Genomic DNA, 24,055 nt, shown 5'->3' with positions numbered 1-24,055 from the left:
TGGTTATGACCGATTGCGACCGGTCGTAACCAGTCGGCGCACGGCCCGGAACTCCTGCGCTGAATCCTCCGGAATCATGCGATCCACGCCATGAGTCCGTATCAAGTTCCGCGCAGGGGTCGCATCGTGACCGGTTCGAGGCGACTCTTGACGGTATGGCCACGCCGCCCTTACCGCCTCAGCCTCCTCGGCCGCCGGACAACACGCCTCCTCCTGGCGGCGGTGGATTCGGCCCGCTGCCCGAAGGCTTCGGACCTCCTCCAGCGGGCTACGGCCCCCCTCCTGGAGGCAACGGTCCGCCGTGGCAGGGCGGTGGAGGAGGCTGGCAGCCACCTCCACCACCACCGTCGCCGCCTCCCGGGCGGCCGGGCGGTCCTGGACGGCGCCGCCGGGTGCTGTTCCTCGTGCTGGCCGTGATCGTGACCCTCGGCGCCGGTTCCGCGGTCGCCCTGGTGGCCACCAGCGGTGACGGTTCGTCCGACAAGAAGTCGCCGTCGGAGAGCGACTCCACCACAGGGGGACTGCCGACGCCTTCGCTGAGCATCCCTTCGGAGCTGCCCAGCGAACTGCCCTCCCTGCCCACCGATGTGCCGTCCGGTCTGCCCAGCGGCGTCCCGACCGACCTGGACTCGCTGCTCCCGTCCCTCGCGGGCGACGACGTGCCGTACTACATGCTGCAGACCGGTGACTGCTTCAACATCGACGACACCAAGCCCGGCCAGGCCGCGAAACGTTCGTGCCGCGCGGCGCACGACGCCGAGGTCGTGAAGGTGGCCGAACTGGAAGGCTCGTTCACGACCGATGCCGCCCTCAAGAAGGCGGCATCGGCACTCTGCGCGAAACCCCTGGACACCAAGGCGGCCAAGCAGCCCGCCGGCACCGTGCGGGGCACCCTGGTGCAGTATCCCGACCCCACGGGGTTCAAGCTCGGCATCGACAAGGTTGCCTGCAGCCTGGCCGCGGACGTCGGTGCCGGAAAGCGCAAGCTCACCAAACCGCTGACGTGAGCCACGCACGCGTGGACGTGAGCCACGCACGCGTGGAGGTGTGAAAACGCCGAGCGGGGGCGGGAATTCAGATACCGCGCGGCAGTCGTACGTACGTCACGGTGGTCTCGATGCCGCTGTCCACCAGCCGTCCCTGGGCGTCGAAAGCCTCCGGCCCGTCCGTCATCCCGAAGTCGTTGTCGTTGATGAGCGCGAGCGTGTCGTGATCCACGCGCGCGACGCCCTCGATCTTCCCGGGCACCCCCTTCACCGTGCCGAGGTCGACGACAAGACGCTTGCGCAGCACCGGAACGCCGGAGGCGGCGGGGTCGTCGAGCTGCTCCAGGGAGGGGGACGTCGTGTCGTCGTCCCACTTCTCCCCGAGAATGTCCGCACCGCGGGTCAGCTTCACGACCTGCAACCGGGCGGCCTTGTCGGTGCGTTCCTCGACGAGCAGCCGGTCGCGGCCGACGGCCACCACGGAGGAGATCTTCAGCTCGGAGGTGTCGTCCTCGCTCGGGTCGACCACGCTCACCGGGTCGAACCGGTACGCGTACTCGGCGGTGACCGCCCGCTTCTTCGTCGAGAAGCGCAGCAGACGTGTCGTCAGCGACTCCTCGCCCGCGTCCGTGTCCGGCAGGGACAGCGGGCTCTGCACGGCCATCACCAGGTCCCCGCCCGGCAGTTGGGCGAGCCCTTCGAATCCGCGGTTGATCTTCCGGTGCAGCAGGACGGCGGGCAGCGCCTCCACCACCCGGTAGTCCGCACCGGTCAGGCCCAGCCCCTTGGGCACGTACCGGGTGAGTATCTTTCCGCGCGCGGAGACGTGGATCAGCGAGGGCCCGTACTCGTCCACGAGCCAGAAGCTGCCGTCCTCGGCCCGCACGATTCCCTCGGTGTCCAGCCCGTTCGGGTTGTACGAGAGCGGTGTGCTCGCGTCGTAGGAGTACGGCGCCTCGTCGCGCCCCTTCTGGTTGGACAGGCCCGTGACCGGCTTCCCCGAGGAGGTGGTGATCGGGATCGCGTCCAGCACCTTCACCGTGCCACCGGACACCCGGATCTTCACGATCGCCGGATCGAAGCCGGGCACGGGGAAGGTGCGGCGCTTCTCACCGGCCACCTTGATCTGGCCGTTGGGACCGCGGTCGGTGACCGTCCAGAACTCGCCCTTGCGGCCCGCCGGGTAGATGTCGCTGCCGATGCCGCCGAGATCCACGCCCCGGTCGTCGCCCACCGTGCCCGGCAGCAGCGCGTTGCTGAACGTGCCGAGCGGAATGTCGCCGAGCGTCGCGGAACCCGTGACACGCGCCTCCCTGGAGGGCACGCCGACCGCGGTGCCCGCCACCGTGAGAGCGGCCAGCAGCGCGAGCGGCACGCCCGCGGCTACGGAGCGGTGGACGCTGCGCCGGCCTGCGGCGTACGGGGACATGGGGCCTCCTGAGGCACGAATTCGGTGACAGCGGCCAGAGTTCGCCCCCTCCCCGAACGCCGCACGGCCGGAGAATGAACACCGGGCGTCCACCACTCATCCGGTGGACGGTGCCGGTTCCGGTGCTCTGCTCGCTCCAAGCGCCCTGTGGGCTCCGCTCGCTCCAGGTGCCCCTGGGTGCCCTTCAGGCAGGCGTCACTCCTGCCCCTCCGCCAGAGCGAGAGCGGTCGCCGGATCCTGGGAGGCGGGACCCGCGGGAGCCCAGCGCCCCCGTTCCTTGCGGTAGGGCCACCAACGGCCGTCCGTCCCCAGACGCAACTGTGTCCGGCCGTCGGCCACGGTCCAGCGATTACGGGACGCGCGCAGGGCAGGCCGCCGGTCCTCCTCCCACGCCGATTCCAGGGCGGCACGCGCGCGTGCGAGGGTCTCCGCCTGCGCCGGGCGGTCGGCCTCCAGCACGTCGAGCGCGGCCGTGCCCCCGTGTTCCCAGGCGCGGACGGCCAGGGCCAGCCCCTCGCGGTCGCGGCCCGACCCCTCCGCGAGCCGGCCGGCCACCGAAGTGTCGGGAACACCCGAGGCCAGCCGCACGGCGTCCTGCGCGAGCGTCAACTCGGCCGCTATGGAGGCCTGCTCGTGGCCCGTCCTGAGCGCCTCGGTGAGCAGCCGGTGAGCCTCGCGGGCGGCCTGCGTCGCCAGGAACTCCAGCGCGGCGGGATCGACCCCGGACGCCGGATCGGTCTCCGTGTCCAGAGAGGGCGGCAACCCAGGCTCTGCGGGCACGGGAGGCGCGTCGGGCAGCGGAGGAAGGATCTCGCCGTCCGCGTACGCCTCGGCGGCGTCCACGCCCTCGTACGCCTGCTCCTGCCCTGGAGCCTCGGTCGCGGTCCGGGGGACGCTGCGCACCTGCAGCTCGTCCAGCAGTTCGCGCTCGCCGCGACCGCGCAGGAGAAGCAGCACGAACGGGTCCTGATCCAGCAGCCGCGCCACCTGGTAGCACAGCGCCGCCGTGTGACCGCAGTGGTCCCACGCGCCGCAGTCGCACTGTGCCTCCAGGTCGCCCAGCCCCGGAAGGAGTTCGACACCGGCGGCCTCCGCGTCCTCGACGAGATGCGTCGGCATCTCGCGGTCCAGCAGCGCCGCGATGTGCCCGGCCCGCTCGACGGCCATGTCCAGGAAGCGGTCCCACTGCTCCTCGGACAGCTCCTGCAACAGGACGTCGGCGCGGTGGGAGGTGTGGTCGCTGTCCTGCACCACGGCTGTGATGCGTCCAGGACGGACCGACACCGCTCCCACGGCTCCGGCCCGGGTCAGCCTGCGGCCCGTTTTCACCTGCTGGGTGTCCAGCGCCGCGTCCTCCAGGGCCTTCAGCCAGGCCTGCCCCCACCAGGTCAGCGCGAAGCCCCTCCCGTGCGCGGGAGGCAGGGCGGCGAAGGTGCGCTCCGGGGTGTTGTCGTACGGGTCACTCATCGGGTGCCTCCTCGCAGTTCCACCAGGTCGGCCAGTTCGCTGTCGGTCAGCTCGGTGAGGGCCGACTCGCCGGACCCGAGCACCGAGTCCGCCAACTCCCGCTTGCGCACCAGCATGTCGGCGATGCGGTCCTCGATCGTCCCCTCGGCGATGAGCCGGTGCACCTGCACCGGCCGCGTCTGTCCGATGCGGTACGCCCGGTCGGTGGCCTGGGCCTCCACAGCCGGGTTCCACCAGCGGTCGTAGTGCACGACATGTTCCGCCCGTGTCAGGTTCAGGCCCGTGCCCGCCGCCTTCAACGACAGCAGGAAGACGGGCACTTCGCCGTCCTGGAAGCGCTCCACCATGGCCTCGCGCTCGGGCACCGGCGTCCCGCCGTGCAGGAACTGCGAGGCGACGCCGCGTGCGCTCAGGTGCCGCTCGATGAGGCGCGCCATCCGTACGTACTGCGTGAAGACCAGAACGCATGCTCCCTCGGAGAGGATCGTGTCGAGCAACTCGTCCAGCAGCTCCAGCTTTCCGGAGCGCCCGGGGATCTTCGGCCTGTCCTCCTTGAGGAACTGCGCCGGGTGGTTGCAGATCTGCTTCAGCCCGGTCAGCAGCTTCACGATCAGTCCGCGCCGCGCCATGTTGCCGGCGCCCGAGATCTCGGCGAGGGTCTCGCGGACCACCGCCTCGTACAGACCCGCCTGCTCCTTGGTGAGCGACACGGCACGGTCGGTCTCGGTCTTCGGCGGCAGCTCGGGTGCGATGCCCGGATCGGACTTGCGGCGGCGCAGCAGGAACGGCCGCACGAGCTGGGCGAGCCGGTCCGCCGCCCCCGGATCCTGCCCGCCCTCGACCGCCTTGGCGTACCGGTTGCGGAAGGTGCCGAGCCGGCCCAGCAGACCCGGTGTCGTCCAGTCGAGAATCGCCCACAGCTCCGAGAGATTGTTTTCCACCGGAGTGCCGGTGAGCGCCACGCGCGCGTGGGCACCGATCGTCCGTAGCTGCTTGGCGGTGTCCGAGTACGGGTTCTTCACATGCTGTGCCTCGTCGGCGACGACCATGCCCCAGGACGCCTCGGCCAGCCGTGGCGCGTCGAGCCGCATCGTGCCGTACGTGGTGAGTACGAACTCGCCGTCGGCCACCCCTTCGAGGCTCCGCCGCGCGCCGTGGAAGCGGCGGACAGGGGTGCCCGGAGCGAACCGCTCGATCTCGCGCTGCCAGTTGCCCATCAGGGACGTCGGACAGACGACCAGCGTCGGTCCCGCGGCGGACTCGTCGGTCTGCCGGTGCAGATGGAGCGCGATCAGCGTGATCGTCTTGCCCAGGCCCATGTCGTCCGCGAGGCAGCCGCCAAGACCCAACGAGGTCATACGGGCCAGCCAATTGAGCCCGCGCAGTTGGTAGTCGCGCAGGGTCGCGTCCAGCGCGGCGGGCTGCCCGACGGGCTCCTGCCCCTCCGGGTCCGCCAGGCGGTCCCGGAGCGTCGCCAGCCACCCGGTGGGCCGTACGTCGACCCTCCGGCCGTCGACCTCCGTGGAGCCCGTCAGAACGGCGCTCAGCGCGTCGATGGGCGTCAGCTTGTGATCCTGCTGGGCGCGGGCGCGACGGACCTCCTGGGGATCGACGAGCACCCACTGGTCACGCAGCCGCACCACGGGGCGGTTCGCCTCGGCGAGTCGGTCCAGCTCCTGACGCGTCAGTTGCTGGTCGCCCAGGGCGAACCGCCAGTCGAAGGCCAGCAGCGCGTCGGCCGACAGGAACGACGGCGTGTCCGACGACAGCTTGTCGGGGCCCCGCTCGTCGTCCGGTGGACCGATGACCGCGCGGGCCGTCAGTTTGTGCGCCAGCTCCTTGGGCCAGTGCACTTCGACACCGGCGGCCGAGAGCGATCGGGCACCCTCGCCGAGGAGCTCCGTGACCTCCTCGTCGGCGAGTTCGATCGAGTCCGGCACACTCGCCGACAGCAGCGGAGTGAGCGGGGCCCAGGCCCGTGCGGCACGACGCAACGCGAGCAGGGCGTCCATCCGCGCGCGCGGACCGAAGGCCGGGCTCGTGCCGCCCCAGACCTCGGACGCGTCCGCCAGCAGGGCCGGATCACTCACGCTGTGCAACTGCGGCACCGCACGGAACGGCAGCCGGGTCTCGTCCGACACGGCCGACGCGAGACCCGGCACCTCGACGCGCAGCGAGATCCGTACGCCGGCGTCGTGCCCCGCGGCCACGTCGGCGGCCCACGCACGCTGCTCGGGCACGTGCTGCGGCTCGGGAGCGGCGAAGGCGGGGCCGCCCGCCGCGAGCGTCGCGGCGGGGGAGCGGGGCAGTGTGTCGGCGACCGCGTCGAGGAAGGCACGCAGCAGCCGTTCGGGATCGGGGAGCCGCAGTGGTTCCGCCTCGTCGACCGGCACCGCGTGTGCGTGCGGCGGCATGGCGGCGGCCAGTTCGCGGATCCGCCCCAGATCAGCCGCCCCCAGTGGCCCGGTACGCCACGCGTCGTGGTCACCCGCGCTCAGACCGGGCAGCAGCAGCCCCCGCGCGGCGAGTTGGAGCGCGAGCACGGCCGCGGCACCCCAGAAGGCGCTCGCCCTGTGGGCGTGCCCCACGGCACGCGCGCGTGTGAGCACCGGCAGAGCCACTCGCACCGGCAGCACGACCGCCGGCACGGTCACCAGCTCGACACCGTCCTCGCCGGGCAGGGCGACCGCCAGCTCCTCGACAGCACCGGAGCCGACCGCGGGAGGGTCTTCGCCCTCGGGCGTCCAGAAGGCGACGGTGCCGGTACGGGCCGGATCGGCAGGCATGAAAACGGCACAGCAGCGGGCCAGTTCGGAGATCTCGGAGGGAGTTGCCGCAGGAATCCTCTGCACAGCGATGACGCGTTCCTCAAATTTGACTACCTGGGGTCAGGGTCGCCGAGGATACAGCACGAGTCACTCTCAGTGGCCATCGATCCGTGTGACGCGGGCCACTCTCTCCCGGGGGTGTTGTCAGGTCCACCCGGCGGCCGAGGTTGCCCCCCGACCGGACACGGGGGGTGGCGCCATGGTCGCCCAGGGTCGCCGATCCGTACGTTTCTTGAGGTCGGCGTTCCCCGCGGCCGGTCCGCCGCAGCCCGCTCTTTCCAGCCTGTTCCTCCAGCCTCCAGAGACCGGAGTCCCGCCATGCCCGAAAACGTCTCATCCGTCGTGGAACGCCCTCCCAGGGTCTCCGCCGGAAGCGAGTTCACACCGCTCCTGCGCACCGTCAAGGGCCAGGGTCTCCTCGACCGCAGACAGGGCTGGTACGCGCTGGCCATCGCCGGCAACGCGCTGGTCCTGGCCGGAATCGTCGCGGGCGTCGTCCTGATCGGCCACTCCTGGTGGGTGCTGCTCCTGGCCCCGCTGCTCGCCGTGATGTCCGCCCGCACGGCCTTCATAGGCCACGACGCGGGGCACTCCCAGATCGCGGGCAACCGCTCGGTGAACCGACTCATCGGGCTCGTCCACGGCAATCTGCTGCTCGGGATGAGCTACGGCTGGTGGAACGACAAGCACAACCGCCATCACGCCAACCCGAATCACATCCACAAGGATCCCGACGTCGTGGCCGACGTCCTGGTCTTCACCAGCGGACAGGCCGTGGACCGCAGCGGTTTCCGGCGCTGGCTCACCCGCAATCAGGCCTGGCTCTTCCTCCCGCTCACCCTCCTCGAAGGCATCGCTCTGAAGGTCCACGGCTTCCAGGACCTGCGTCGACAGCCTCCGCGGGAACGCGCGGTCGAGGGCTTCCTGCTGGTGGCGCACGTCTCCGGGTACGTGACGCTGCTGCTCAGCTCGATGCCCCTCGGCACGGCCCTCGCTTTCGCCGCACTCCACCAGGCACTCTTCGGGCTGCACCTGGGCCTGGCCTTCGCGCCCAACCACAAGGGCATGGAGATGCCCGACCCCGACCCCGACGGCGAGGGATGGGGGCATCTGCGTCGCCAGGTGCTCACGTCGCGCAACATCCGAGGGGGTGCCGTGACCGACTGGTTCCTGGGCGGCCTCAACTACCAGATCGAGCATCACCTGTTTCCCAGCATGCCCCGACCTCATCTGAAGCTCGTCCGGCCCCTGGTGCGCGCACACTGCCGAGAGTTGGGTATCCCTTACGCGGAGACGGGACTCGTGGACTCCTACCGGCAGGCCCTGCGGCACATGTACGAGGTCGGGGAACCGCTCAGGGTCGAGTAGGGGACGCGACTCAGGGTTGTATCAGGGTCGCGGCCTGGAACTGCTGGGAACACGGGCCCGTTCTCAAGACAGAGAGCGGCAGTGGCCGCGAAGGAGGCTACGCACATGTCGAAGAACGCGAAGATCGCCGTAGGGGGTGTGGCGGTCGGGCTTCTCCTGCTCATCTGGCTGCCCTGGTGGGCTGCCCTCCTGATCGTCCTGGGAGTTCCGACGGCAGCGTATCTGACGCTGGACCCCTCGCAGCGGCGCAGGTTGCGCCGTGTGTCCCGCAAGGAGCTGGGCCGCTGAGGCGGGGCCGATCCGGTCGATTCCCTTCCAGAGCGCAGGAGTCGACCACGCCGCCGCTCACGGGCCTGCCGACGGTACGGCCCGCGGGCGGCTGCGCGCCCCGCTTTCCGCATGTCGTGAGTGCCTCTGTACCCACGTCGTGACTGCGTCCGTACCCACGTCGTGAGTGTGTCGACCGCCGACCGGGCCGACCGGTAGGACGCACGACAGGAGCAGCCACCTGCCGCCTCGGACCGACCCACCGGGCTCAGCTGGGACGTACGGCGATCTTGTCCAGCGCCTCCAGCAGCCCGGGCAGTTCGGGCCCGCGGCCGACCGGCAGAACCTCTCCGGGCTTCTCGTCGAGGAGCACGAAGGCGATGTCGTCGGTCCTGGCAACCATCGACCAGCCCGGCCCGTCGGCCCGAAGCATCCGTGCGTCACCCGAGGCGAAGGACGACCGCACTCGGCCGGGGGGAGGCGCCGAGTCCACGTACAAGCGAGCCTCCGCGAGGACGCGCTGGACGCCGCTGAGAGGTGCGCTCCCGCTGTCGTCGGCCTCTTCGCCCTTGCCGGCCTCGTCGCCCTGTGCGCCCTGCTCCGCCGACGTCCCGCCGTTCTGACCGGCGAACTCCTTGTCGTCGATCTGCTCACGCCACGCCGCCCACTGGAGGGCGATCTCGTCGGCGCCCAGACGTCGCTGAGCCGGGCCCCACGCGGACGTGTCCGGCGGGGACAGCGGCGCCTGTTCCGCGATGTCGGGCGGCGGATCGTGCGGGGCGGGCACACCGGGCGCCGCCACGGCCACGGCGAGCGGCCACCCGGGCAGCGCCGCGACCATCGAGCGCTCGTCCGGCGACAGGTCGTACTCCATGCCGCAGTCCCAGGACGCGATGGCGACAGCCACCAGTGACACGTCGTCGATGACAACCGTCCACCGCGACCCGTCACCGTCCTGGCCTAGCACCAGGCCGTACCCGTCGGAGAGCGGCGCGAGACCGAGAGCCGCGCACGCCTCCGGGTAGTCGTCGCCCAGCACGCTGGGGAACTGCGGAGGCGTCAAGAGCACCGCCGTCAGCACATACAGTGCGTCGTCATCCCCGGCGGCGACGGCCTCATCGTCCGTCCCGGCCATCCCTGCCTCCCCATCGCTACGTCCGTCGGCGCACCCTAATGCGCCCCCGCGGCGCTTGTCACGGGGTCCCGAATGCGTACGGAGCTGCGGTTGCCCCCTGGACAGGGGTGAAACGACCACTCGCCGCCGCCCCGCACGTACCGCGTCTGCCCCCGCCCGGGTGCGCCTCGGTCTCGACCTGATGTCCGCCGGCGTCAGGCGGCAGGCAGGCCGAGGAGCGTCCGGGCCACCGTCGCGGGCGACTCGTCGCGCTCCCGCGCGATCGCGATGACAGCGCGGCAGGCCAGCTCGTTGACCCCGAACGACAGCGCCTCCGGCGACACCCAGGTCGCGGCCTCGTCGATCCCGTCCTGGTCGTCCTCGGCGCACGCCGACACATACGCCGCGGCGGCCTCGAACAGGTTGTGGGTGCGCTTTTCCGGACGGCGCTTTTCCGGAGACGGATGCTCCGAAGACGCGATCGGTCGCGGGCGTGAAGCGAACTTCCAGAGTCTGGCCAAGATGCCGGACATGCGGGCCACCTTCCCCCTGTGCGGTTGCCGTAGCCGATCGCTCATGCACTGCTACTCAAAGTAGAGTTGAAGCTTCGACTTCAGAAGAGGGACAGAGCTGTGGGGCGGTCACAGCCCACCCGGGTCAAGTGAGTCGATCATGGACCGCAGCCAGGCCAGTTCGGCCCGGCTCGTGGCGCGCGCGATGGTGAGGATCCCGCGCCGGAACGGATCGTCCAACTCCTCGGCCCGCAGCGGTCGGTCACCTTCGTAGAAGAAGCTCGCCGGTTCCTCGAGGAAGGCGAGCCGACGCCGTAGGACGGCGGCCTGGGCCGGGGCGTCGTCGAGGTGCCGGAGGAAGGCGAGCACCGTGAACCAGCGGTTCTCGTCGGTGATGTCGCGCTGTACTGGTTCCGTCAGCCGGCGGCGCAGGTCGCGTCTGCCGTCCTCGGTGAGTGTCAGGACGTGACGCGGGGCGGCCACCGTGCCCGGCTCCGTCGCTCGGGCCAGCAGACCGGCCGTCTCCAGTCTCTTGATCGCCGGATACAGAGTGCTCTCGGCCACGGGCCGTACATGGCCCGCGAGCGCGGTGATGCGCTTGCGCAGCTCATAGCCGTGCAGCGGGGTGTCGTACAGGAAACCGAGGATGGCGAGTTCCAGCATGCCCGTATTCTGCCTCACTATCGTGGTACATCGGAGCAGCAATACATCGGTTCCGATGTATTCTCCTGGAGAAGCGTGTGACGGAACAGGGGAGTGGCGATGAAGCAGGCCGAGTTCGACGGCAAGGGGAACTGCGTCCGCTGGACGGAGACGGCGGGTGACGATCCCGCGCGGGTGTACGTGCACGGCCTGGGGGCCGCATCGACCGTTTACCACGCGCACATCGCGGCGCGGCCCGAACTGGCCGGTCGGCGCTCCCTGTTCGTCGACCTGCCCGGACACGGCATCAGCGACCGGCCGGAGCACTTCGGCTACACCCTGGACGACCACGCGGACGCGCTGGCGGCGGCGCTGGACGAGGCGGGCGCCATCGGTGCGGAACTGATCGCGCACAGCATGGGCGGCTCCGTCGCCATCGTGCTCGCCCATCGGCGGCCCGACCTCGTCTCACGACTGGTCCTCACCGAGGCCAACCTCGATCCGCGCCCTCCTGTCACCGCGGGCAGCAGCGGAATCGCCTCCTACGAAGAGGACGACTACGTCAACGGCGGCCACGCGCGCGTGCTGGAGAAGGTCGGCCCGCAGTGGGCGGCGACCATGCGGCTAGCCGACCCGCGTGCCCTCCACCGCACCGCGACCGGACTCTTCCGCGGATCGAACCCCACGATGCGCCGCATACTCGAAGGGCTGGCGATCGACCGGGTCTATCTGCAGGGCGCCCTCAGCGGCGAACTCAAGGGCAGGGAAGCCCTGGAGGACGCCGGGGTGCGGGTGGTGACGGTGCCCGGCGCGGGGCACAACATCATGTTCGACGACCCGGCCGCCTTCGCCGCCGAGGTTGCCGGGACAGCCTGAGGGCGACGGAACGAGCTGAGGTCGACAGGACGCCCCAAGTCGCAGGAACGCCCTGATGCGCGGCCTCAGGGAAGGCGTACGGCCAGCGCGAGGAACCGGGAGTCCTCGTCCACGTACGAGGTCAGACGCCAGCCGGAACCGGACAGGAGCGGGCGGAGGTTGGTCTCCGCCCGCAGGTCGTCCGGTGTGATCCGCCGGCCCTGGCGCGCCGCGAGGGCCGCCCGGCCGATCGGGTGGAAGAGCGCCAGTGTTCCGGCGGGCCTGACGACCCGCGCCAACTCCCGCAGATTCTCGGAGGGGTTCGGAAGGTGGGCGACGAGACCGGCCGCGAACACGGCGTCGAGCGACTCCGAGCGCAGCGGGAGCCCCGCCACGTCGGCGAGCAGCAACTGTCCGGCCCGGTCACGGCCCGCCCGTACCGCGGCCTCCAGCATGGCCGGGGTGAGGTCCGCGCCCAGGACCACCCCGGAGGGCCCCACGGCGTCCCTGAGGGGCGGCAGGGCCCGCCCCGTACCGCAGCCCGCGTCGAGCACCCGGTCGCCCTCCCGCAGCCCGAGTTCGGTGACGGCCGCCGCGTACACCGGACCGTCGTCCGGGAACCGGGCGTCCCAGTCGGCCGCGCGGGACCCGAAGAACTCCTGGACATGCGTGTGGTCGTCGCTCATGCACCGCATGATCTCGCACCGACGGGTGAGCGGCGCGATCGAACGCAGACACGGACAACGGCTCGGCGTGCATGTTCGAGCGTGACGCGATCGTTCCGGTGTACTGCTGCGCCAGATTCCACCACCTTTCGAAACGCGCCCCCTTCGTGCGCTCCGGGCGGGACTAGCGTCCCGGAGCCATGGGACACCTGGACCACGCCGCCTTCGGCTGGCTGACCCCCGTGCTGTCGTACGTGATGGCCTGTATAGGCGCCGCTCTCGGACTGCGCTGCACGGTCCGCGCGCTCGGTGCTTCGGGGCGGTCGCGCCGCAACTGGCTGCTCACCGCGGCCTCCGCCATCGGCACGGGCATCTGGACGATGCACTTCGTCGCGATGCTCGGCTTCAGCGTCAGCGGCACCGACATCCGCTACGACGTGCCACTGACCATCCTCAGCCTGCTCGTCGCCATGGTCGTCGTCGGCGCGGGCGTGTTCGCCGTCGGATACGGCCGCGACCGAGGACGCGCGCTGGTGCTCGGCGGGCTCACCACCGGGCTCGGCGTGGCGAGCATGCACTACCTGGGCATGGCCGCACTGCGGCTGCACGGCGACGTCACCTACGACCCGGTGCTCGTCGGCATCTCGGTCCTGATCGCCGTGGTCGCGGCGACCGCGGCCCTGTGGGCGGCGCTCAACATCAAGTCGCCGATCGCGGTCGCCGTCGCCTCCCTCGTCATGGGCGGGGCGGTGAGCAGCATGCACTACACCGGGATGATCGCGGTCGGCGTGCGGGTCTCGCCCTCCGGCGACCTCCTGCCCGGGGCCACGGCCATGCAGTTCATCTTCCCCCTCGCCGTCGGCCTCGGGTCCTATCTCTTCCTGACATCGGCGTTCGTCGCGCTCTCCCCGACGGCGGGGGAGCGCGAGGCCTCCGCCTCGGCCCAGCGGCCAGTCGAGAGCGCCGCCCGCTAGTGGAGGGCCCCGACCGGCGACCCGGCGGGCGCGTCCCCCGAACCACTCCGAGCGAGGAGGCCATGCGTACACCCCGTAGGACCCCGACAGACGGCTCCCAGACACCGCCGACCCCGGTGCGGGGTCGGCGCGCGCACGCCGGACCGCCGGCCGACGAAGGCTCAGGCCCGGAGGAATCTGCCGACATGGCGCTCAGTGACGCACCCACGCGCGCGGGAGGCTGGAGCCTGCGTCCCCGCACCGTGCGGGCGAAGATCGTCTGCCTACTGATGGTGCCCGTCGTCTCCCTGCTCGCCCTCTGGGCGTACGCCACCGTCACGACCGCCCAGGACGTCTCCAGGCTGCGGCAGTTGCAGCGCGTGGACTCCCAGGTGCGTGCCCCGGTCGCGGCGGCCGTGACCGCACTCCAGGAAGAACGCACGGCGGCCGTCGGCTACGCGACCAAACCCGCCGCCGACCGGGCGAGCGACCTCAAGAAGCTGACGGCACGCACCGACCGGGCCGTGGCGAAACTCCGGCTCGGAGACGACAGCACCGTCGCCGACAGCGAGGAACTGCCCTCCGGAGTGGCCGAACGCCTCGAAACCTTCGTCACCGGAGCCGAACAGCTCCGCTCCCTGCGGACCGCCGTACTCGACCGCAGGGCCGGCTGGCACGAGACACACGAGCGGTACACCAGGACCATCACGACGGCCTTCTCGGTGGGCGGCGCGCTCACCGGCATCCAGGACGCGGAAATCGGCTCCGACGCGCGCGTGCTGCTCGAGTTCTCCCGGGCTGGCGAGGCCCTCGCGCAGGAGGACGCGGTCCTCGTGGGTGCCCGGCTTGCCGGAACCCTCGACGGGCAGCGGCTCCGGATGTTCACCGGCGCGGTCGACGCACGCAGGCTGCTCACCGAGTCGGCCGTCGCCGATCTGCGCGGCTCCGAACGAGTCGCCTGGCAGGGCCTCGTGGAGGGCAGCGCGTACGCCGACGTACACGCCGTCGAGAACGACGTGCTCGCGGCCGGTCCGGGCGGCAGGGCGCTCGGTGCCGCGCCCGAGGAGACCTGGAACGCGGCACACGCGCGCGTGCAGGACGACATGCGAACGATCGAGGCGGACGCCGGCAGTGGTGTCGCGGACCGGGCCGACCCGCTCCGGCGCGGTCTGCTCGCCCCGGCCGGTGCCGCGGTTCTGCTGGGACTCGTCGCCGTGGCTGCGTCGCTCGTCATCTCCGTACGCATCGGACGCGGCCTCGTCATCGAGCTGGTGAGCCTGCGCAACACCGCTCTGGAGATCGCCCGGCGCAAACTTCCGCACGCCATGCGGAAACTGCGCGCGGGGGAGGAGATCGACGTCAGTGCCGAGGCCCCGCCGGGACCACCCGCGGAGGACGAAGCGGGACAGGTCGCGGAAGCCCTGACCACCGTGCACCGTGCCGCTCTGCATGCTGCGGTCGAGCGCGCCGAACTCGCCAGCGGCATCTCCGGAGTCTTCGTCAACCTCGCCCGCCGCAGCCAGGTTCTCGTCCACCGCCAACTGAGCCTGCTGGACACCATGGAGCGCCGCTCCGACGACCCGAACGAGCTGAGCGACCTCTTCCGGCTCGACCACCTCACCACCCGCATGCGGCGCCACGCGGAGAGCCTGATCATCCTCTCCGGAGCCGCTCCCGGCCGTGCCTGGCGCATGCCGGTCTCCCTGACGAACGTGGTCCGTGCCGCAGTCTCCGAAGTCGAGGACTACGCGCGCGTGGAGGTACGACAACTCCCGGAGACCTCGGTCATCGGAGCCGCGGTGGCGGACCTCACCCACCTGCTGGCCGAAATCGTGGAGAACGCCGCCCAGTTCTCACCACCCCACACCCGGGTGCGCGTCACCGGAGAGCCGGTCGGCAACGGCTACGCCGTGGAGGTCGAGGACCGGGGCCTGGGCATGGGCAAGGAGACACTCGCCGAGGCCAACCGTCGCATCGAGCAGTCCGAGGCACTCGACCTCTTCGACAGCGACCGGCTCGGCCTCTTCGTGGTCAGCAGGCTCGCGGCGCGCCACGGCATCAAGGTCCACCTGCGGACCTCGCCCTACGGAGGCACCACCGCGGTCGTCCTGCTGCCCACACCACTGCTCCAGGCCGCCGCGGAGGAACGTTCCGGTGGCCGCCGGGCGGACCAGGAAAAGGCCGCGGAACGCACGTACGCGCGCGTGCCCGCCCCCACCCCGAAACACGACTCCGTAGAGGCGCTTTCCGTGAAGGCACCGAACGAGCGGCCCGCCCTGGTGCCACCCATACCGATAGAGGCGGAAGCCGCCTCCGAAGGCACGCGCGAAAGCCGAACACCGCCCGGCGTCACCACCCTGCGCCTGCACCGACCCGAGGACGACACCGTGGAATCCGACGAACTCCCACGGCGCGTACGACAAGCCAGCCTCGCCCCGCAACTGCGCGAAGGACGACCCGACGAGCCCGCGGAAGCCGCGCCTCACAAGGACGACGAGCGCACCCCCGAGGCGGTACGGGACCGCATGGCGGCCTATCGCGCGGGATGGACCCGCGGCGGCGGCCGTGCACCCGGTCTCGGCGTCACCCCCGACCCCGTAGCGGGCAGCGACAGCAGTGAAGGAGACCCCGCATGATCCAGGAACCGGGCATGGGGACCGCCCAACGGTCCGGCGAACTCGACTGGCTGCTGGACGACTTGGCGCTGCGCGTCGCCGAAGTGCGGCATGCCGTCGTGCTGTCCAACGACGGGCTCGCGGTCGGCGCGTCCAGCGACCTCAGGCGCGAGGACGCGGAACATCTCGCCGCGATCGCCTCCGGGTTCCACAGCCTGGCCAAGGGTGCGGGCCGTCACTTCGGTGCCGGTGGCGTACGCCAGACCATGGTGGAGATGGACGACGGCTTCCTGTTCGTGGCGGCTGCCGGAGAAGGCTCCTGCCTGGCTGTCCTGAGCGCCGTGACGGCCGACATCGGCCTGGTCGCCTATGAGATGGCGCTCCTGGTCAAACGGGTGGGGGAGCACCTCTACTCGGCGCCCCGCACCGCCGCCCACCCGCCCGCGGCCGGGTGACCGACGATGCCGGCGCACATGGCCGAGGACCGGACAGGACCTCCTGAACAGCCGGGCAGCCAGTGGTACGACAACGAGGCCGGGCCGCTCGTCCGCCCCTACGCGATGACGGGCGGACGCACCAAGTCCGGCCCGACCGGGGTGCGTTTCGACTTGATCGCGCTCGTCTCACTCGACACGGGGGCACCGGACGTCCGCGACGACACCGGACTCGGCCCGGAGCACAGGGCCCTCATCGAGCTCTGCCGGACCGAGACCCAGTCGGTCGCCGAACTGGCCGCGGACGCCGACCTGCCCGTGGGCGTGGTGCGCGTGCTTCTCGGCGACCTCCTGGAGCTCGGCTGCGTCAAGGTCAGCCTCCCGGTGCCGCCCGCGCAACTCCCGGACGAGCGCATCCTGCGCGAGGTCATCGAAGGACTGAGGGCCCTGTAGATGACGGATCACACCCCCTGCCGAACGGTCCCGTACCTCGTTCCGCGCTCATCCCGACACCGAACGGGCAAGGGACCGCCAGAACGGCCAGTTTGCTGTCAAAAGCCTCGGAGCGGAGCCGCAGTTGTCATGCTGCTGAATCCGCACACATGTACTGATGTCGACCATTGTCGACACTCCCGAGAGAAGTGATCGATGGTCTCCGAACACTCCGACGCCACGAGCGATGAGACAGCTGCGCTGGCGTTGAAGATTCTCGTCGCCGGCGGATTCGGCGTGGGCAAGACCACCCTGGTGGGCGCGGTCAGTGAGATCAGGCCGCTGCGCACCGAGGAACTGCTGAGCGAGGCGGGCCAGTCGGTGGACGACACCGACGGGGTGGACCAGAAGGTCACGACGACCGTCGCCATGGACTTCGGCCGCATCACCATCAGGTCGGGCCTGTCGCTCTACCTCTTCGGCACACCGGGCCAGGACCGATTCTGGTTCCTGTGGGACGAACTGTCGCAAGGGGCGCTCGGCGCCGTCGTCCTCGCCGACACCCGGCGACTGGAGGACTGCTTCCCCGCGGTGGACTACTTCGAGCACCGGCACATCCCCTTCGTGGTGGCCGTCAACTGCTTCACGGGCTCGCGGACGTACGGCGCTCACGACGTGTCACGCGCCCTGGACCTCGACAAGGGAACGCCCGTGGTGCTCTGCGACGCCCGTGACCGCGACTCGGGGAAGGAGGTACTGATACGTCTCGTCGAGTACGCCGGACGGATGCACACCGCCCGGCTGCTCGACTCGGTCGGTTGACGCGAAGAGCTGCAGTGGGGCCGACGAGGGCCCCTCGCTCACCCGCCGCGCAGCCCGCTCAGTTCGCGATGCCGCCTTCCGCGAGGACCTTCTCGATCCTCACGCGTACGAGGAGTTCGCCCGGTACACCGTTGCGGGCGCCGAACTCCTCGGCCCGCTCCTCGCCCATGTAGCGGGCGCCGATCCGCCCCGCCCACAGCCGGAGTTCGTCGAGGTCCTCCGAGATCCGGGCGCGCCCCTGCAGGACGACGTACGCGAACGGCGGCCGGTCGTCGTCCACGCACACGGCGACCCGGCCGTCGCGGGCCAGATTCCGTCCCTTGACGGTGGTCTTCGCCGTGTTGAAGACCAGGTCGTCCCCGTCGAGCAGAAACCAGATCGGTGCCACGTGCGGGCTTCCGTCGGCCCGGACCGTCGACAGCTTGCCCGTGCGGGTGCCGTTCGAGACGAAGGCCCGCCATTCCTCATCGGTCATCTTGTGTGCCATGCCCCTATCCTCCTTGCCCGGACGGCGGTGGTGGGGAAGGCTGGTTGATCAGATCCTCCGGCCAGGGGGAGCCACATATCCACGGGGAGACGGATCATGGCTGAGAACCAGGGACTTGGCTGGCTGCTGGACGACCTGACCCAGCGTGTGGAACACGTACGACACGCGCTGGTGCTGTCGAACGACGGCCTGGTGACCGGGGCGAGCACAGGGCTCAGGCGGGAGGACGCCGAGCATCTCGCCGCCGTCTCCTCGGGCCTGCACAGCCTCGCCAAGGGGTCGGGCCGGCACTTCGGCGCGGGCCGGGTACGCCAGACGATGATCGAGTTCGACGACGCCGTGCTCTTCGTCACGGCGGCCGGCACCGGCAGCTGTCTGTGCGTGCTCAGCGCGGCCGAGGCCGACATCGGCCAGGTCGCGTACGAGATGACGCTGCTCGTCAACCGTGTCGGCGAACACCTCCACGTCGATGCCCGCCAGCCGGAACACTCGTCCTCGATCGACCTCTGACCTGTGCAAACGATCTGCCGCCAGAGTTATCCACAGGCTCGGCGGGAGTCGCGGCGAACCGGCTACGGTTTTTCTCGAAGCAAGCGCAAGCAAGCGCACACCGCTGCTACGGGGGAGAACCACCATGTCCGGCAACACCATCACGCAGTCCGTCACGCCCAGCACGAACACCGCTGCCGCTCTTCTGAACGCCACAGTCGTCGGCGCGAACCCGGCCGTCGCCACGGCACCCCGGCAGACACTCGCACAGAGCCGCGCGGCACGAGAGCTGGGGCTCAAACGAGGCGAGTTCGACCTCGCCGTACGACTCGGTTGCATCCGAACCGTCCCGGACGAGGGCGGCGGAGGACGCCGCGTGGCCCGCGCGGAGATCGACCGGGTGATGTCCGAGGACGAGTTCCCGGACGGGTTGAAGAAACGCGTCGAGGCGGTCGGTACGTCGGAGGGCGCGGCTCTCATGGATGTGACGGCGGCCCGGTTCACGAGGTTCGCGCGCCTGGGATTCGTCGTGCCCGTAAAGTTTTATCTGAACCGCTACAGGGCCGTCGTCTGGCTGTATCTGGCAGAGGAACTGCGGCAGTTCGCCGAGTCCGAGGAGAACGCTCCGCTGTTGAACGGGCGTACACCCGAAGGGCTGCGCGACCAACTGGACGCGGGCCTGGACCTGAGGGCCCGGAACTGGCGAGGGCGCCACGTGGGCTTCCTGTTGCGGCAGACCGAGGATCCCTGGGCCCGGGCCGCGGCGGTGGCCTCACTGCTCGACCCCGCGCAGGTCGCGGAGATCGTCGCCGATCCGTACGAGCGCGCCTACATGAACCGCTTCGATCCGGAACGGACCACGCACGGCGCGCCCGACTCGCCCGCCGCCCACGTCGCCGCACGGATCATGACGGCGGAGGACCCGGACGAGATCAGCTGGCTCCGGTCCGACTTGGCCAACACCCTGCAAGAGGCGCGCGCACATCGTCGGGCGCCGCGACCGACACCGAACCCGCGGACTCCGGTCGCGAGTCGGGAACGATCAGAACTGATCGAGGAGCGGCGGCGGTTGATCGAGGAGCGGCAGCAGAGCGGTGACGCGCGGCAGCCGACCGAAGCGCTCCGGCCGACCGACGTGTTCCGACCGGCCCACGTACGGCAGCCGACAGGAGTGCGGCAACAGGCCGAGGTACGACAGACGGTCGACGAACCGGAACGTCCCCGACGCCTCCTCGGCTGGCTGCGCCGCAGAAACCTCTGAGCCCGTCGGCGTCAGCCCTCGAGCTTGCGGAACAGTCCCTCCTGGACGACGGAGACGAGCAGCCGTCCCTCCAGGTCGTAGATCCGGCCCCGGGCCAGCCCTCGGCCACCCGTCGCGATCGGCGACTCCTGGTCGTACAGGAACCACTCGTCGGCACGGAACGGCCGGTGGAACCACATCGCGTGGTCCAGGGACGCCATGTCGAAACCGCGCTGGCCCCAGAGGGGTTCCACCGGGATGCGGACGGCGTCCAGGAGTGTCATGTCGCTCGCGTAGGTGAGCGCACAGGTGTGGACCAGCGGGTCGTCGCCCAGGGGGCCGACGGCACGCATCCACACGGCGCTGCGCGGTTCGGCGTGCTCGATCTCCTCGGGGGTCCAGCGCAGCCGGTCCGCGTAGCGGATGTCGAAGGGCTGGCGCCTCGCCATGCGCTCCAACGTCTCGGGGAGCGCGCCCAGATGCTCCTTGATCTCCTGAGTGACGGTCGGGAGCGACTCGGGATCCGGTACCTCACGCGCCGGCGGCAGCTGGTGCTCGAAGCTCCCTTCCTCAGGCTTGTGAAAGGAGGCGGTCAGATTGAAGATCGTGCGGCCCTGCTGCACGGCGGTGACACGACGCGTGGTGAACGACCGGCCGTCGCGGACCCGCTCGACCTGGTACACGATCGGCACGCCGGGCCGGCCCGGGCGCAGGAAGTACGCGTGCAGCGAGTGCACGGGGCGTTCGCCGTCCGTGGTGCGGCCGGCGGCGACCAGGGCCTGGCCCGCCACCTGCCCGCCGAAGACCCGCTGCAGGGACTCCTCCGGGCTGCGGCCACGGAAGATGTTGACCTCGATCTGCTCCAGGTCGAGCAGGTCCACCAGTCGCTCCGCTGGATTCGTCATGTTTCGCGTTCTCCTGTGCTCACAGCTGGCCGACGTCGGTGACCTTGACGATGGCACGGCCCTCGGCGTCCGAGGCCGCGAGGTCGACCTCCGCGCTGATGCCCCAGTCATGATCGCCGTTCGGGTCGGCGAAGGCCTGGCGAACGCGCCACAGTCCGTTCTGCGGCTCCTCCTCGATGAGCAGCAACTTGGGTCCGCGCGCGTCGGGGCCAGTACCGAGGTCGTCGTACTCGTCCCAGTACTTGTCCATCGCCTCGCCCCAGGCGTCGGCGTCCCAGCCGGACTCGCCGTCCATCTCGCCGAGTTCCCCGACATGGTCGAGGGCGGCGAGCTCGACGCGGCGGAACATGGCGTTGCGGACGAGGACCCGGAAGGCACGGGCGTTGGCGGTGACCGGTTTAACCTGGTCGGCCCTCTCCTGGGCCTCCTCGGCCGTCATCACCTCCGGGTTGGCGAGCTGCTCCCACTCGTCGAGGAGGCTGGAGTCGACCTGACGCACCATCTCGCCGAGCCAGGCGATCAGGTCCTCCAGGTCGTCCGACTTCAGGTCGTCCGGGACGGTGTGGTCGAGGGCCTTGTAGGCACTTGCCAGGTAACGGAGGACGATGCCCTCGGTGCGGGCAAGTTCGTAGTAGGACACGAACTCCGTGAAGGACATGGCCCGTTCGTACATGTCACGGATGACGGACTTCGGGGAGAGAGGATGGTCGCCCACCCACGGATGGCTCTTGCGGTAGGTGTTGTACGCGTGGAAGAGCAGCTCTTCCAGCGGCTTGGGGTACGACACGTCCTGGAGCCGCTCCATGCGGTCCTCGTACTCGACGCCGTCCGCCTTCATCGCCGCGACGGCCTCGCCGCGGGCCTTGTTCTGCTGGGCGGCGAGGATCTGCCGCGGATCGTCCAGCGTGGACTCCACGACGGACACCATGTCCAGGGCGTACGAAGGCGATTCGGGATCCAGGAGTTCGAACGACGCCAGTGCGAAGGTCGACAGCGGCTGGTTGAGGGCGAAGTCCTGCTGCAGGTCGACGGTGAGCCGCACGATGCGGCCCTCGGCGTCCGGCTCGTCGAGCTTCTCGACGACTCCGCCGTCGAGGAGCGAGCGGTAGATGGCGATCGCCCGCCGGATGTGCCGCAGTTGCTGCTTGCGCGGCTCGTGGTTGTCCTCCAGCAGATGCCGCATCGCGGCGAAGGCGTTGCCGGGCCGGGCGATCACCGACAGCAGCATCGTGTGCGTGACCCGGAAGCGCGAGGTCAGTGGCTCCGGATCGGACGAGATCAGTTTCGCGAACGTGTTCTCCGTCCAGGCGACGAAGCCCTCCGGCGCCTTCTTGCGCACCACCTTGCGACGCTTCTTCGGGTCGTCGCCCGCCTTGGCGAGGGCCTTCTCGTTCTCCACGACATGCTCGGGAGCCTGCGCCACGACGAAGCCGGCCGTGTCGAAGCCCGCCCGTCCGGCACGGCCCGCGATCTGGTGGAACTCCCGCGCGCGCAGCGTCCGCACCCGGGTGCCGTCGTACTTCGTCAGAGCCGTGAACAGCACGGTGCGGATGGGCACGTTGACGCCGACACCGAGGGTGTCGGTGCCGCAGATGACCTTCAGCAGACCGGCCTGTGCCAGCTTCTCCACCAGACGCCGGTACTTGGGCAGCATGCCGGCGTGGTGCACACCGATGCCGTGCCGTACGTAACGGGAGAGATTGCGGCCGAACTTGGTGGTGAAGCGGAAGTTGCCGATCAGCTCGGCGATCTGGTCCTTCTCCTCGCGCGTGCACATGTTGATGCTCATCAGCGCCTGCGCCCGCTCCACGGCCTGCGCCTGCGTGAAGTGCACGATGTAGACGGGCGCCTGCTTGGTCTCCAGAAGCTCGGTGAGCGTCTCCGTGAGCGGCGTCAGCTTGTACTCGTAGGAGAGGGGCACGGGCCGGGTCGCCGAGCGGACGACCGAGGTGGGACGGCCGGTGCGCCGGGTCAGGTCCTCCTCGAACATCGAGACGTCGCCGAGCGTCGCCGACATCAGGATGAACTGGGCCTGCGGCAGTTCGAGGATCGGGATCTGCCACGCCCAGCCGCGATCGGCCTCGGCGTAGAAGTGGAACTCGTCCATCACGACCTGGCCGACATCGGCCCGCTTGCCGTCGCGCAGCGCGATGGACGCCAGGACCTCGGCGGTGCAGCAGATGACCGGGGCGTCGGAGTTCACGGACGCGTCGCCCGTCAGCATGCCGACGTTCTCGGTGCCGAACATCTTGCACAGCTCGAAGAACTTCTCCGAGACGAGCGCCTTGATCGGCGCCGTGTAGAAGGTGACCTCGTCCCGGGCGAGCGCCGCGAAATGCGCACCCGCGGCGATCATGCTCTTGCCGGAACCGGTGGGCGTCGAGACGATCACGTTCGCACCCGAAACCACCTCGATCAGCGCCTCCTCCTGGTGGGGGTAGAGCGTGAGACCGCGTTCCCCGGCCCACGACTCGAAGGCTTCGTAGAGGGCGTCGGGATCTGCGGTCTTCGGCAGCTGATCGATAAGGGTCACGCACCCATCTTGCCTGTGAACACCCTTGAGGGGGGAATCGGCTGCGGGACGGAAGATCACAAACGCTACGCTGTGGCGCCGACGGGGCGTCAGCGCGCCTGGGCAACTGGCTGTCAGTACAAGTGGAATGGGGCGGGGTACGGCGATGATGGGACCAGCACACTCACTGTCGGGAGCGGCGGCCTGGCTGGGCGTCGGAGCCGCGGCGGCGGCCACGGGACACACGATGCCCTGGCCGGTCCTCCTGGTCGGCGCGCTGATCTGCGCGGGCGCGGCACTCGCCCCGGATCTGGACCACAAGGCGGCGACCATCTCGCGGGCTTTCGGACCCGTCTCGCGAGGGCTGTGCGAGATCGTCGACAAGCTCTCCTACGCCGTCTACAAGGGGACCAGGAAGGCGGGCGACCCGCGTCGCTCCGGCGGGCACCGCACTCTGACGCACACCTGGCTGTGGGCGGTGATGATCGGCGCCGGAGCCTCGGCCATCGCGATCACGGGGGGCCGCTGGGGAGTCCTGGCACTCCTCTTCGTGCACATAGTGCTCGCGATCGAGGGGCTGCTCTGGCGGGCGACGCGCGGCTCCAGTGCCGACATCCTCGTGTGGCTGCTGGCCGCCACGAGTGCCTGGATCCTCGCGGGAGTAGTGGACAAGCCGGGCAACGGCGCCGACTGGCTGTTCACCGCGCCGGGCCAGGAGTACCTGTGGCTCGGACTGCCGATCCTGCTCGGCGCGCTGGTGCACGACATCGGGGACGCGTTGACGGTGTCCGGCTGCCCGATCCTGTGGCCGATCCCGGTCGGCCGCAAGCGCTGGTACCCGATCGGACCGCCCAAGGCGATGCGGTTCCGGGCCGGCAGCTGGGTCGAGCTGAAGGTCCTGATGCCGGCGTTCATGGTGCTCGGCGGAGTGGGCTGCGCGGCAGCTCTCAACTTCATCTGAACGACCGCGACCGCCGGCGAACACCGTCCCCCGACCCCGACCCCGACCGCCGGGCGAGCGCCGTCCCCCGAC

22 protein-coding genes are annotated in these 24,055 nt (G+C 70.3%); 12 read left to right on the top strand and 10 right to left on the bottom strand.

From position 1 onward, the window contains the following. The first annotated feature begins 392 nt into the window (after positions 1–392). The gene (locus AOK17_RS49880; protein WP_063997189.1) at positions 393–1,007 is read left to right on the top strand and encodes a hypothetical protein; all 615 of its coding nucleotides are present in this window, start codon (positions 393–395) and stop codon (positions 1,005–1,007) included. A 67-nt stretch (positions 1,008–1,074) separates the two neighbouring features. Here the strand turns inward: AOK17_RS49880 and AOK17_RS08830 are convergent, their stop codons facing one another. From AOK17_RS08830 to AOK17_RS08820, 3 genes are all read right to left on the bottom strand, one after another. Beyond that, complete coding sequence (locus tag AOK17_RS08830; protein WP_055611787.1) at positions 1,075–2,415, bottom strand: esterase-like activity of phytase family protein; 1,341 nt, start codon at positions 2,413–2,415, stop codon at positions 1,075–1,077. Positions 2,416–2,610: 195 nt separating this feature from the next. After that, positions 2,611–3,882, bottom strand: coding sequence for an SWIM zinc finger family protein (locus tag AOK17_RS08825; protein WP_055611786.1), 1,272 nt, complete (start codon positions 3,880–3,882; stop codon positions 2,611–2,613). Next, positions 3,879–6,734: an SNF2-related protein gene (locus AOK17_RS08820; RefSeq protein WP_055611785.1), complete on the bottom strand. Its 2,856-nt coding sequence runs from the start codon at positions 6,732–6,734 to the stop codon at positions 3,879–3,881. Before AOK17_RS08820 ends, AOK17_RS08825 begins: the two co-directional genes overlap by 4 nt. Before the next feature lie 294 nt (positions 6,735–7,028). On the opposite strand from AOK17_RS08820, the gene AOK17_RS08815 reads away from it, so the two are divergent. Continuing rightward, entirely contained in the window at positions 7,029–8,078 is a 1,050-nt protein-coding gene (locus tag AOK17_RS08815; RefSeq protein ID WP_055611784.1) for an acyl-CoA desaturase, read from the top strand. A 105-nt stretch (positions 8,079–8,183) separates the two neighbouring features. Continuing rightward, positions 8,184–8,366, top strand: coding sequence for a hypothetical protein (locus tag AOK17_RS08810; protein WP_055611783.1), 183 nt, complete (start codon positions 8,184–8,186; stop codon positions 8,364–8,366). A gap of 247 nt (positions 8,367–8,613) precedes the next feature. Here AOK17_RS08810 and AOK17_RS08805 read toward each other — a convergent pair whose 3' ends face one another. From AOK17_RS08805 to AOK17_RS08795, 3 genes are all read right to left on the bottom strand, one after another. After that, the gene (locus AOK17_RS08805; RefSeq protein WP_055611782.1) at positions 8,614–9,480 is read right to left on the bottom strand and encodes a hypothetical protein; all 867 of its coding nucleotides are present in this window, start codon (positions 9,478–9,480) and stop codon (positions 8,614–8,616) included. A 194-nt stretch (positions 9,481–9,674) separates the two neighbouring features. Continuing rightward, on the bottom strand, positions 9,675–9,992 hold the full coding sequence (locus AOK17_RS08800) for a hypothetical protein (protein WP_107102333.1): 318 nt from the start codon (positions 9,990–9,992) through the stop codon (positions 9,675–9,677). A gap of 108 nt (positions 9,993–10,100) precedes the next feature. Continuing rightward, the gene (locus AOK17_RS08795) at positions 10,101–10,634 is read right to left on the bottom strand and encodes a PadR family transcriptional regulator (RefSeq protein ID WP_055611781.1); all 534 of its coding nucleotides are present in this window, start codon (positions 10,632–10,634) and stop codon (positions 10,101–10,103) included. 99 nt (positions 10,635–10,733) lie between these two features. Between AOK17_RS08795 and AOK17_RS08790 the strand changes: the two genes are divergently transcribed. After that, complete coding sequence (locus AOK17_RS08790) at positions 10,734–11,489, top strand: alpha/beta fold hydrolase (RefSeq protein ID WP_055611792.1); 756 nt, start codon at positions 10,734–10,736, stop codon at positions 11,487–11,489. A gap of 65 nt (positions 11,490–11,554) precedes the next feature. On the opposite strand, the gene AOK17_RS08785 is transcribed toward AOK17_RS08790, so the two are convergent. Further along, positions 11,555–12,154: a class I SAM-dependent methyltransferase gene (locus AOK17_RS08785; RefSeq protein WP_055611780.1), complete on the bottom strand. Its 600-nt coding sequence runs from the start codon at positions 12,152–12,154 to the stop codon at positions 11,555–11,557. 179 nt (positions 12,155–12,333) lie between these two features. Between AOK17_RS08785 and AOK17_RS08780 the strand changes: the two genes are divergently transcribed. From AOK17_RS08780 to AOK17_RS08760, 5 genes are all read left to right on the top strand, one after another. Continuing rightward, the gene (locus tag AOK17_RS08780) at positions 12,334–13,107 is read left to right on the top strand and encodes an MHYT domain-containing protein (RefSeq protein WP_055611779.1); all 774 of its coding nucleotides are present in this window, start codon (positions 12,334–12,336) and stop codon (positions 13,105–13,107) included. Positions 13,108–13,169: 62 nt separating this feature from the next. Then, positions 13,170–15,722 carry a sensor histidine kinase gene (locus AOK17_RS08775; RefSeq protein ID WP_055611778.1) on the top strand — a complete coding sequence of 851 codons (2,553 nt, stop codon included), beginning with the start codon at positions 13,170–13,172 and terminating at the stop codon, positions 15,720–15,722. Further along, on the top strand, positions 15,719–16,156 hold the full coding sequence (locus tag AOK17_RS08770) for a roadblock/LC7 domain-containing protein (RefSeq protein WP_055611777.1): 438 nt from the start codon (positions 15,719–15,721) through the stop codon (positions 16,154–16,156). Before AOK17_RS08775 ends, AOK17_RS08770 begins: the two co-directional genes overlap by 4 nt. An 18-nt stretch (positions 16,157–16,174) precedes the next feature. After that, the gene (locus AOK17_RS08765) at positions 16,175–16,588 is read left to right on the top strand and encodes a DUF742 domain-containing protein (protein WP_055611776.1); all 414 of its coding nucleotides are present in this window, start codon (positions 16,175–16,177) and stop codon (positions 16,586–16,588) included. Positions 16,589–16,783: 195 nt separating this feature from the next. Continuing rightward, positions 16,784–17,389, top strand: coding sequence for a GTP-binding protein (locus AOK17_RS08760; RefSeq protein ID WP_055611775.1), 606 nt, complete (start codon positions 16,784–16,786; stop codon positions 17,387–17,389). A gap of 58 nt (positions 17,390–17,447) precedes the next feature. Here the strand turns inward: AOK17_RS08760 and AOK17_RS08755 are convergent, their stop codons facing one another. Further along, a complete protein-coding gene (locus AOK17_RS08755) occupies positions 17,448–17,876 on the bottom strand; it encodes a PPOX class F420-dependent oxidoreductase (RefSeq protein ID WP_055611774.1) in 429 nt (142 codons plus the stop codon). Between the two features lie 96 nt (positions 17,877–17,972). On the opposite strand from AOK17_RS08755, the gene AOK17_RS08750 reads away from it, so the two are divergent. Both AOK17_RS08750 and AOK17_RS08745 read left to right on the top strand, forming a co-directional pair. Then, complete coding sequence (locus tag AOK17_RS08750; RefSeq protein WP_055611773.1) at positions 17,973–18,386, top strand: roadblock/LC7 domain-containing protein; 414 nt, start codon at positions 17,973–17,975, stop codon at positions 18,384–18,386. A 124-nt stretch (positions 18,387–18,510) separates the two neighbouring features. Continuing rightward, positions 18,511–19,626, top strand: coding sequence for a DUF6397 family protein (locus AOK17_RS08745; RefSeq protein WP_079052883.1), 1,116 nt, complete (start codon positions 18,511–18,513; stop codon positions 19,624–19,626). An 11-nt stretch (positions 19,627–19,637) separates the two neighbouring features. Here AOK17_RS08745 and AOK17_RS08740 read toward each other — a convergent pair whose 3' ends face one another. After that, complete coding sequence (locus tag AOK17_RS08740) at positions 19,638–20,510, bottom strand: acyl-CoA thioesterase (protein ID WP_055611772.1); 873 nt, start codon at positions 20,508–20,510, stop codon at positions 19,638–19,640. Positions 20,511–20,529: 19 nt separating this feature from the next. Then, positions 20,530–23,043, bottom strand: a complete 2,514-nt coding sequence (locus AOK17_RS08735; protein ID WP_055611771.1) for a DEAD/DEAH box helicase — start codon at positions 23,041–23,043, stop codon at positions 20,530–20,532. Between the two features lie 145 nt (positions 23,044–23,188). On the opposite strand from AOK17_RS08735, the gene AOK17_RS08730 reads away from it, so the two are divergent. Beyond that, the gene (locus AOK17_RS08730; protein ID WP_055611770.1) at positions 23,189–23,983 is read left to right on the top strand and encodes a metal-dependent hydrolase; all 795 of its coding nucleotides are present in this window, start codon (positions 23,189–23,191) and stop codon (positions 23,981–23,983) included. The last annotated feature ends 72 nt before the right edge of the window (positions 23,984–24,055 follow it).

Origin of the sequence: Streptomyces phaeochromogenes, assembly GCF_001418655.1 — a bacterium.
Taxonomy (GTDB): domain Bacteria; phylum Actinomycetota; class Actinomycetes; order Streptomycetales; family Streptomycetaceae; genus Streptomyces; species Streptomyces phaeochromogenes.
The sequence above is the reverse complement of the archived record's forward strand: the minus strand, read 5'-3'. Positions and strand labels throughout refer to the sequence as shown.

Bases quoted from the DNA above. Each gene is read 5' to 3' on its own strand.
- AOK17_RS08760 (WP_055611775.1), top strand. From the start codon at position 16,784: ATGGTCTCCGAACACTCCGACGCCACGAGCGATGAGACAGCTGCGCTG.
- AOK17_RS08770 (WP_055611777.1), top strand. From the start codon at position 15,719: ATGATCCAGGAACCGGGCATGGGGACCGCCCAACGGTCCGGCGAACTC.
- AOK17_RS08825 (WP_055611786.1), bottom strand. From the start codon at position 3,882: ATGAGTGACCCGTACGACAACACCCCGGAGCGCACCTTCGCCGCCCTG.
- AOK17_RS08755 (WP_055611774.1), bottom strand. From the start codon at position 17,876: ATGGCACACAAGATGACCGATGAGGAATGGCGGGCCTTCGTCTCGAAC.
- AOK17_RS08805 (WP_055611782.1), bottom strand. From the start codon at position 9,480: ATGGCCGGGACGGACGATGAGGCCGTCGCCGCCGGGGATGACGACGCA.
- AOK17_RS08790 (WP_055611792.1), top strand. From the start codon at position 10,734: ATGAAGCAGGCCGAGTTCGACGGCAAGGGGAACTGCGTCCGCTGGACG.
- AOK17_RS08795 (WP_055611781.1), bottom strand. From the start codon at position 10,634: ATGCTGGAACTCGCCATCCTCGGTTTCCTGTACGACACCCCGCTGCAC.
- AOK17_RS08745 (WP_079052883.1), top strand. From the start codon at position 18,511: ATGTCCGGCAACACCATCACGCAGTCCGTCACGCCCAGCACGAACACC.
- AOK17_RS08730 (WP_055611770.1), top strand. From the start codon at position 23,189: ATGATGGGACCAGCACACTCACTGTCGGGAGCGGCGGCCTGGCTGGGC.
- AOK17_RS08810 (WP_055611783.1), top strand. From the start codon at position 8,184: ATGTCGAAGAACGCGAAGATCGCCGTAGGGGGTGTGGCGGTCGGGCTT.
- AOK17_RS08775 (WP_055611778.1), top strand. From the start codon at position 13,170: ATGCGTACACCCCGTAGGACCCCGACAGACGGCTCCCAGACACCGCCG.
- AOK17_RS08750 (WP_055611773.1), top strand. From the start codon at position 17,973: ATGGCTGAGAACCAGGGACTTGGCTGGCTGCTGGACGACCTGACCCAG.
- AOK17_RS08780 (WP_055611779.1), top strand. From the start codon at position 12,334: ATGGGACACCTGGACCACGCCGCCTTCGGCTGGCTGACCCCCGTGCTG.
- AOK17_RS08785 (WP_055611780.1), bottom strand. From the start codon at position 12,154: ATGAGCGACGACCACACGCATGTCCAGGAGTTCTTCGGGTCCCGCGCG.
- AOK17_RS08830 (WP_055611787.1), bottom strand. From the start codon at position 2,415: ATGTCCCCGTACGCCGCAGGCCGGCGCAGCGTCCACCGCTCCGTAGCC.
- AOK17_RS08800 (WP_107102333.1), bottom strand. From the start codon at position 9,992: ATGTCCGGCATCTTGGCCAGACTCTGGAAGTTCGCTTCACGCCCGCGA.
- AOK17_RS08815 (WP_055611784.1), top strand. From the start codon at position 7,029: ATGCCCGAAAACGTCTCATCCGTCGTGGAACGCCCTCCCAGGGTCTCC.
- AOK17_RS08765 (WP_055611776.1), top strand. From the start codon at position 16,175: ATGGCCGAGGACCGGACAGGACCTCCTGAACAGCCGGGCAGCCAGTGG.
- AOK17_RS08740 (WP_055611772.1), bottom strand. From the start codon at position 20,510: ATGACGAATCCAGCGGAGCGACTGGTGGACCTGCTCGACCTGGAGCAG.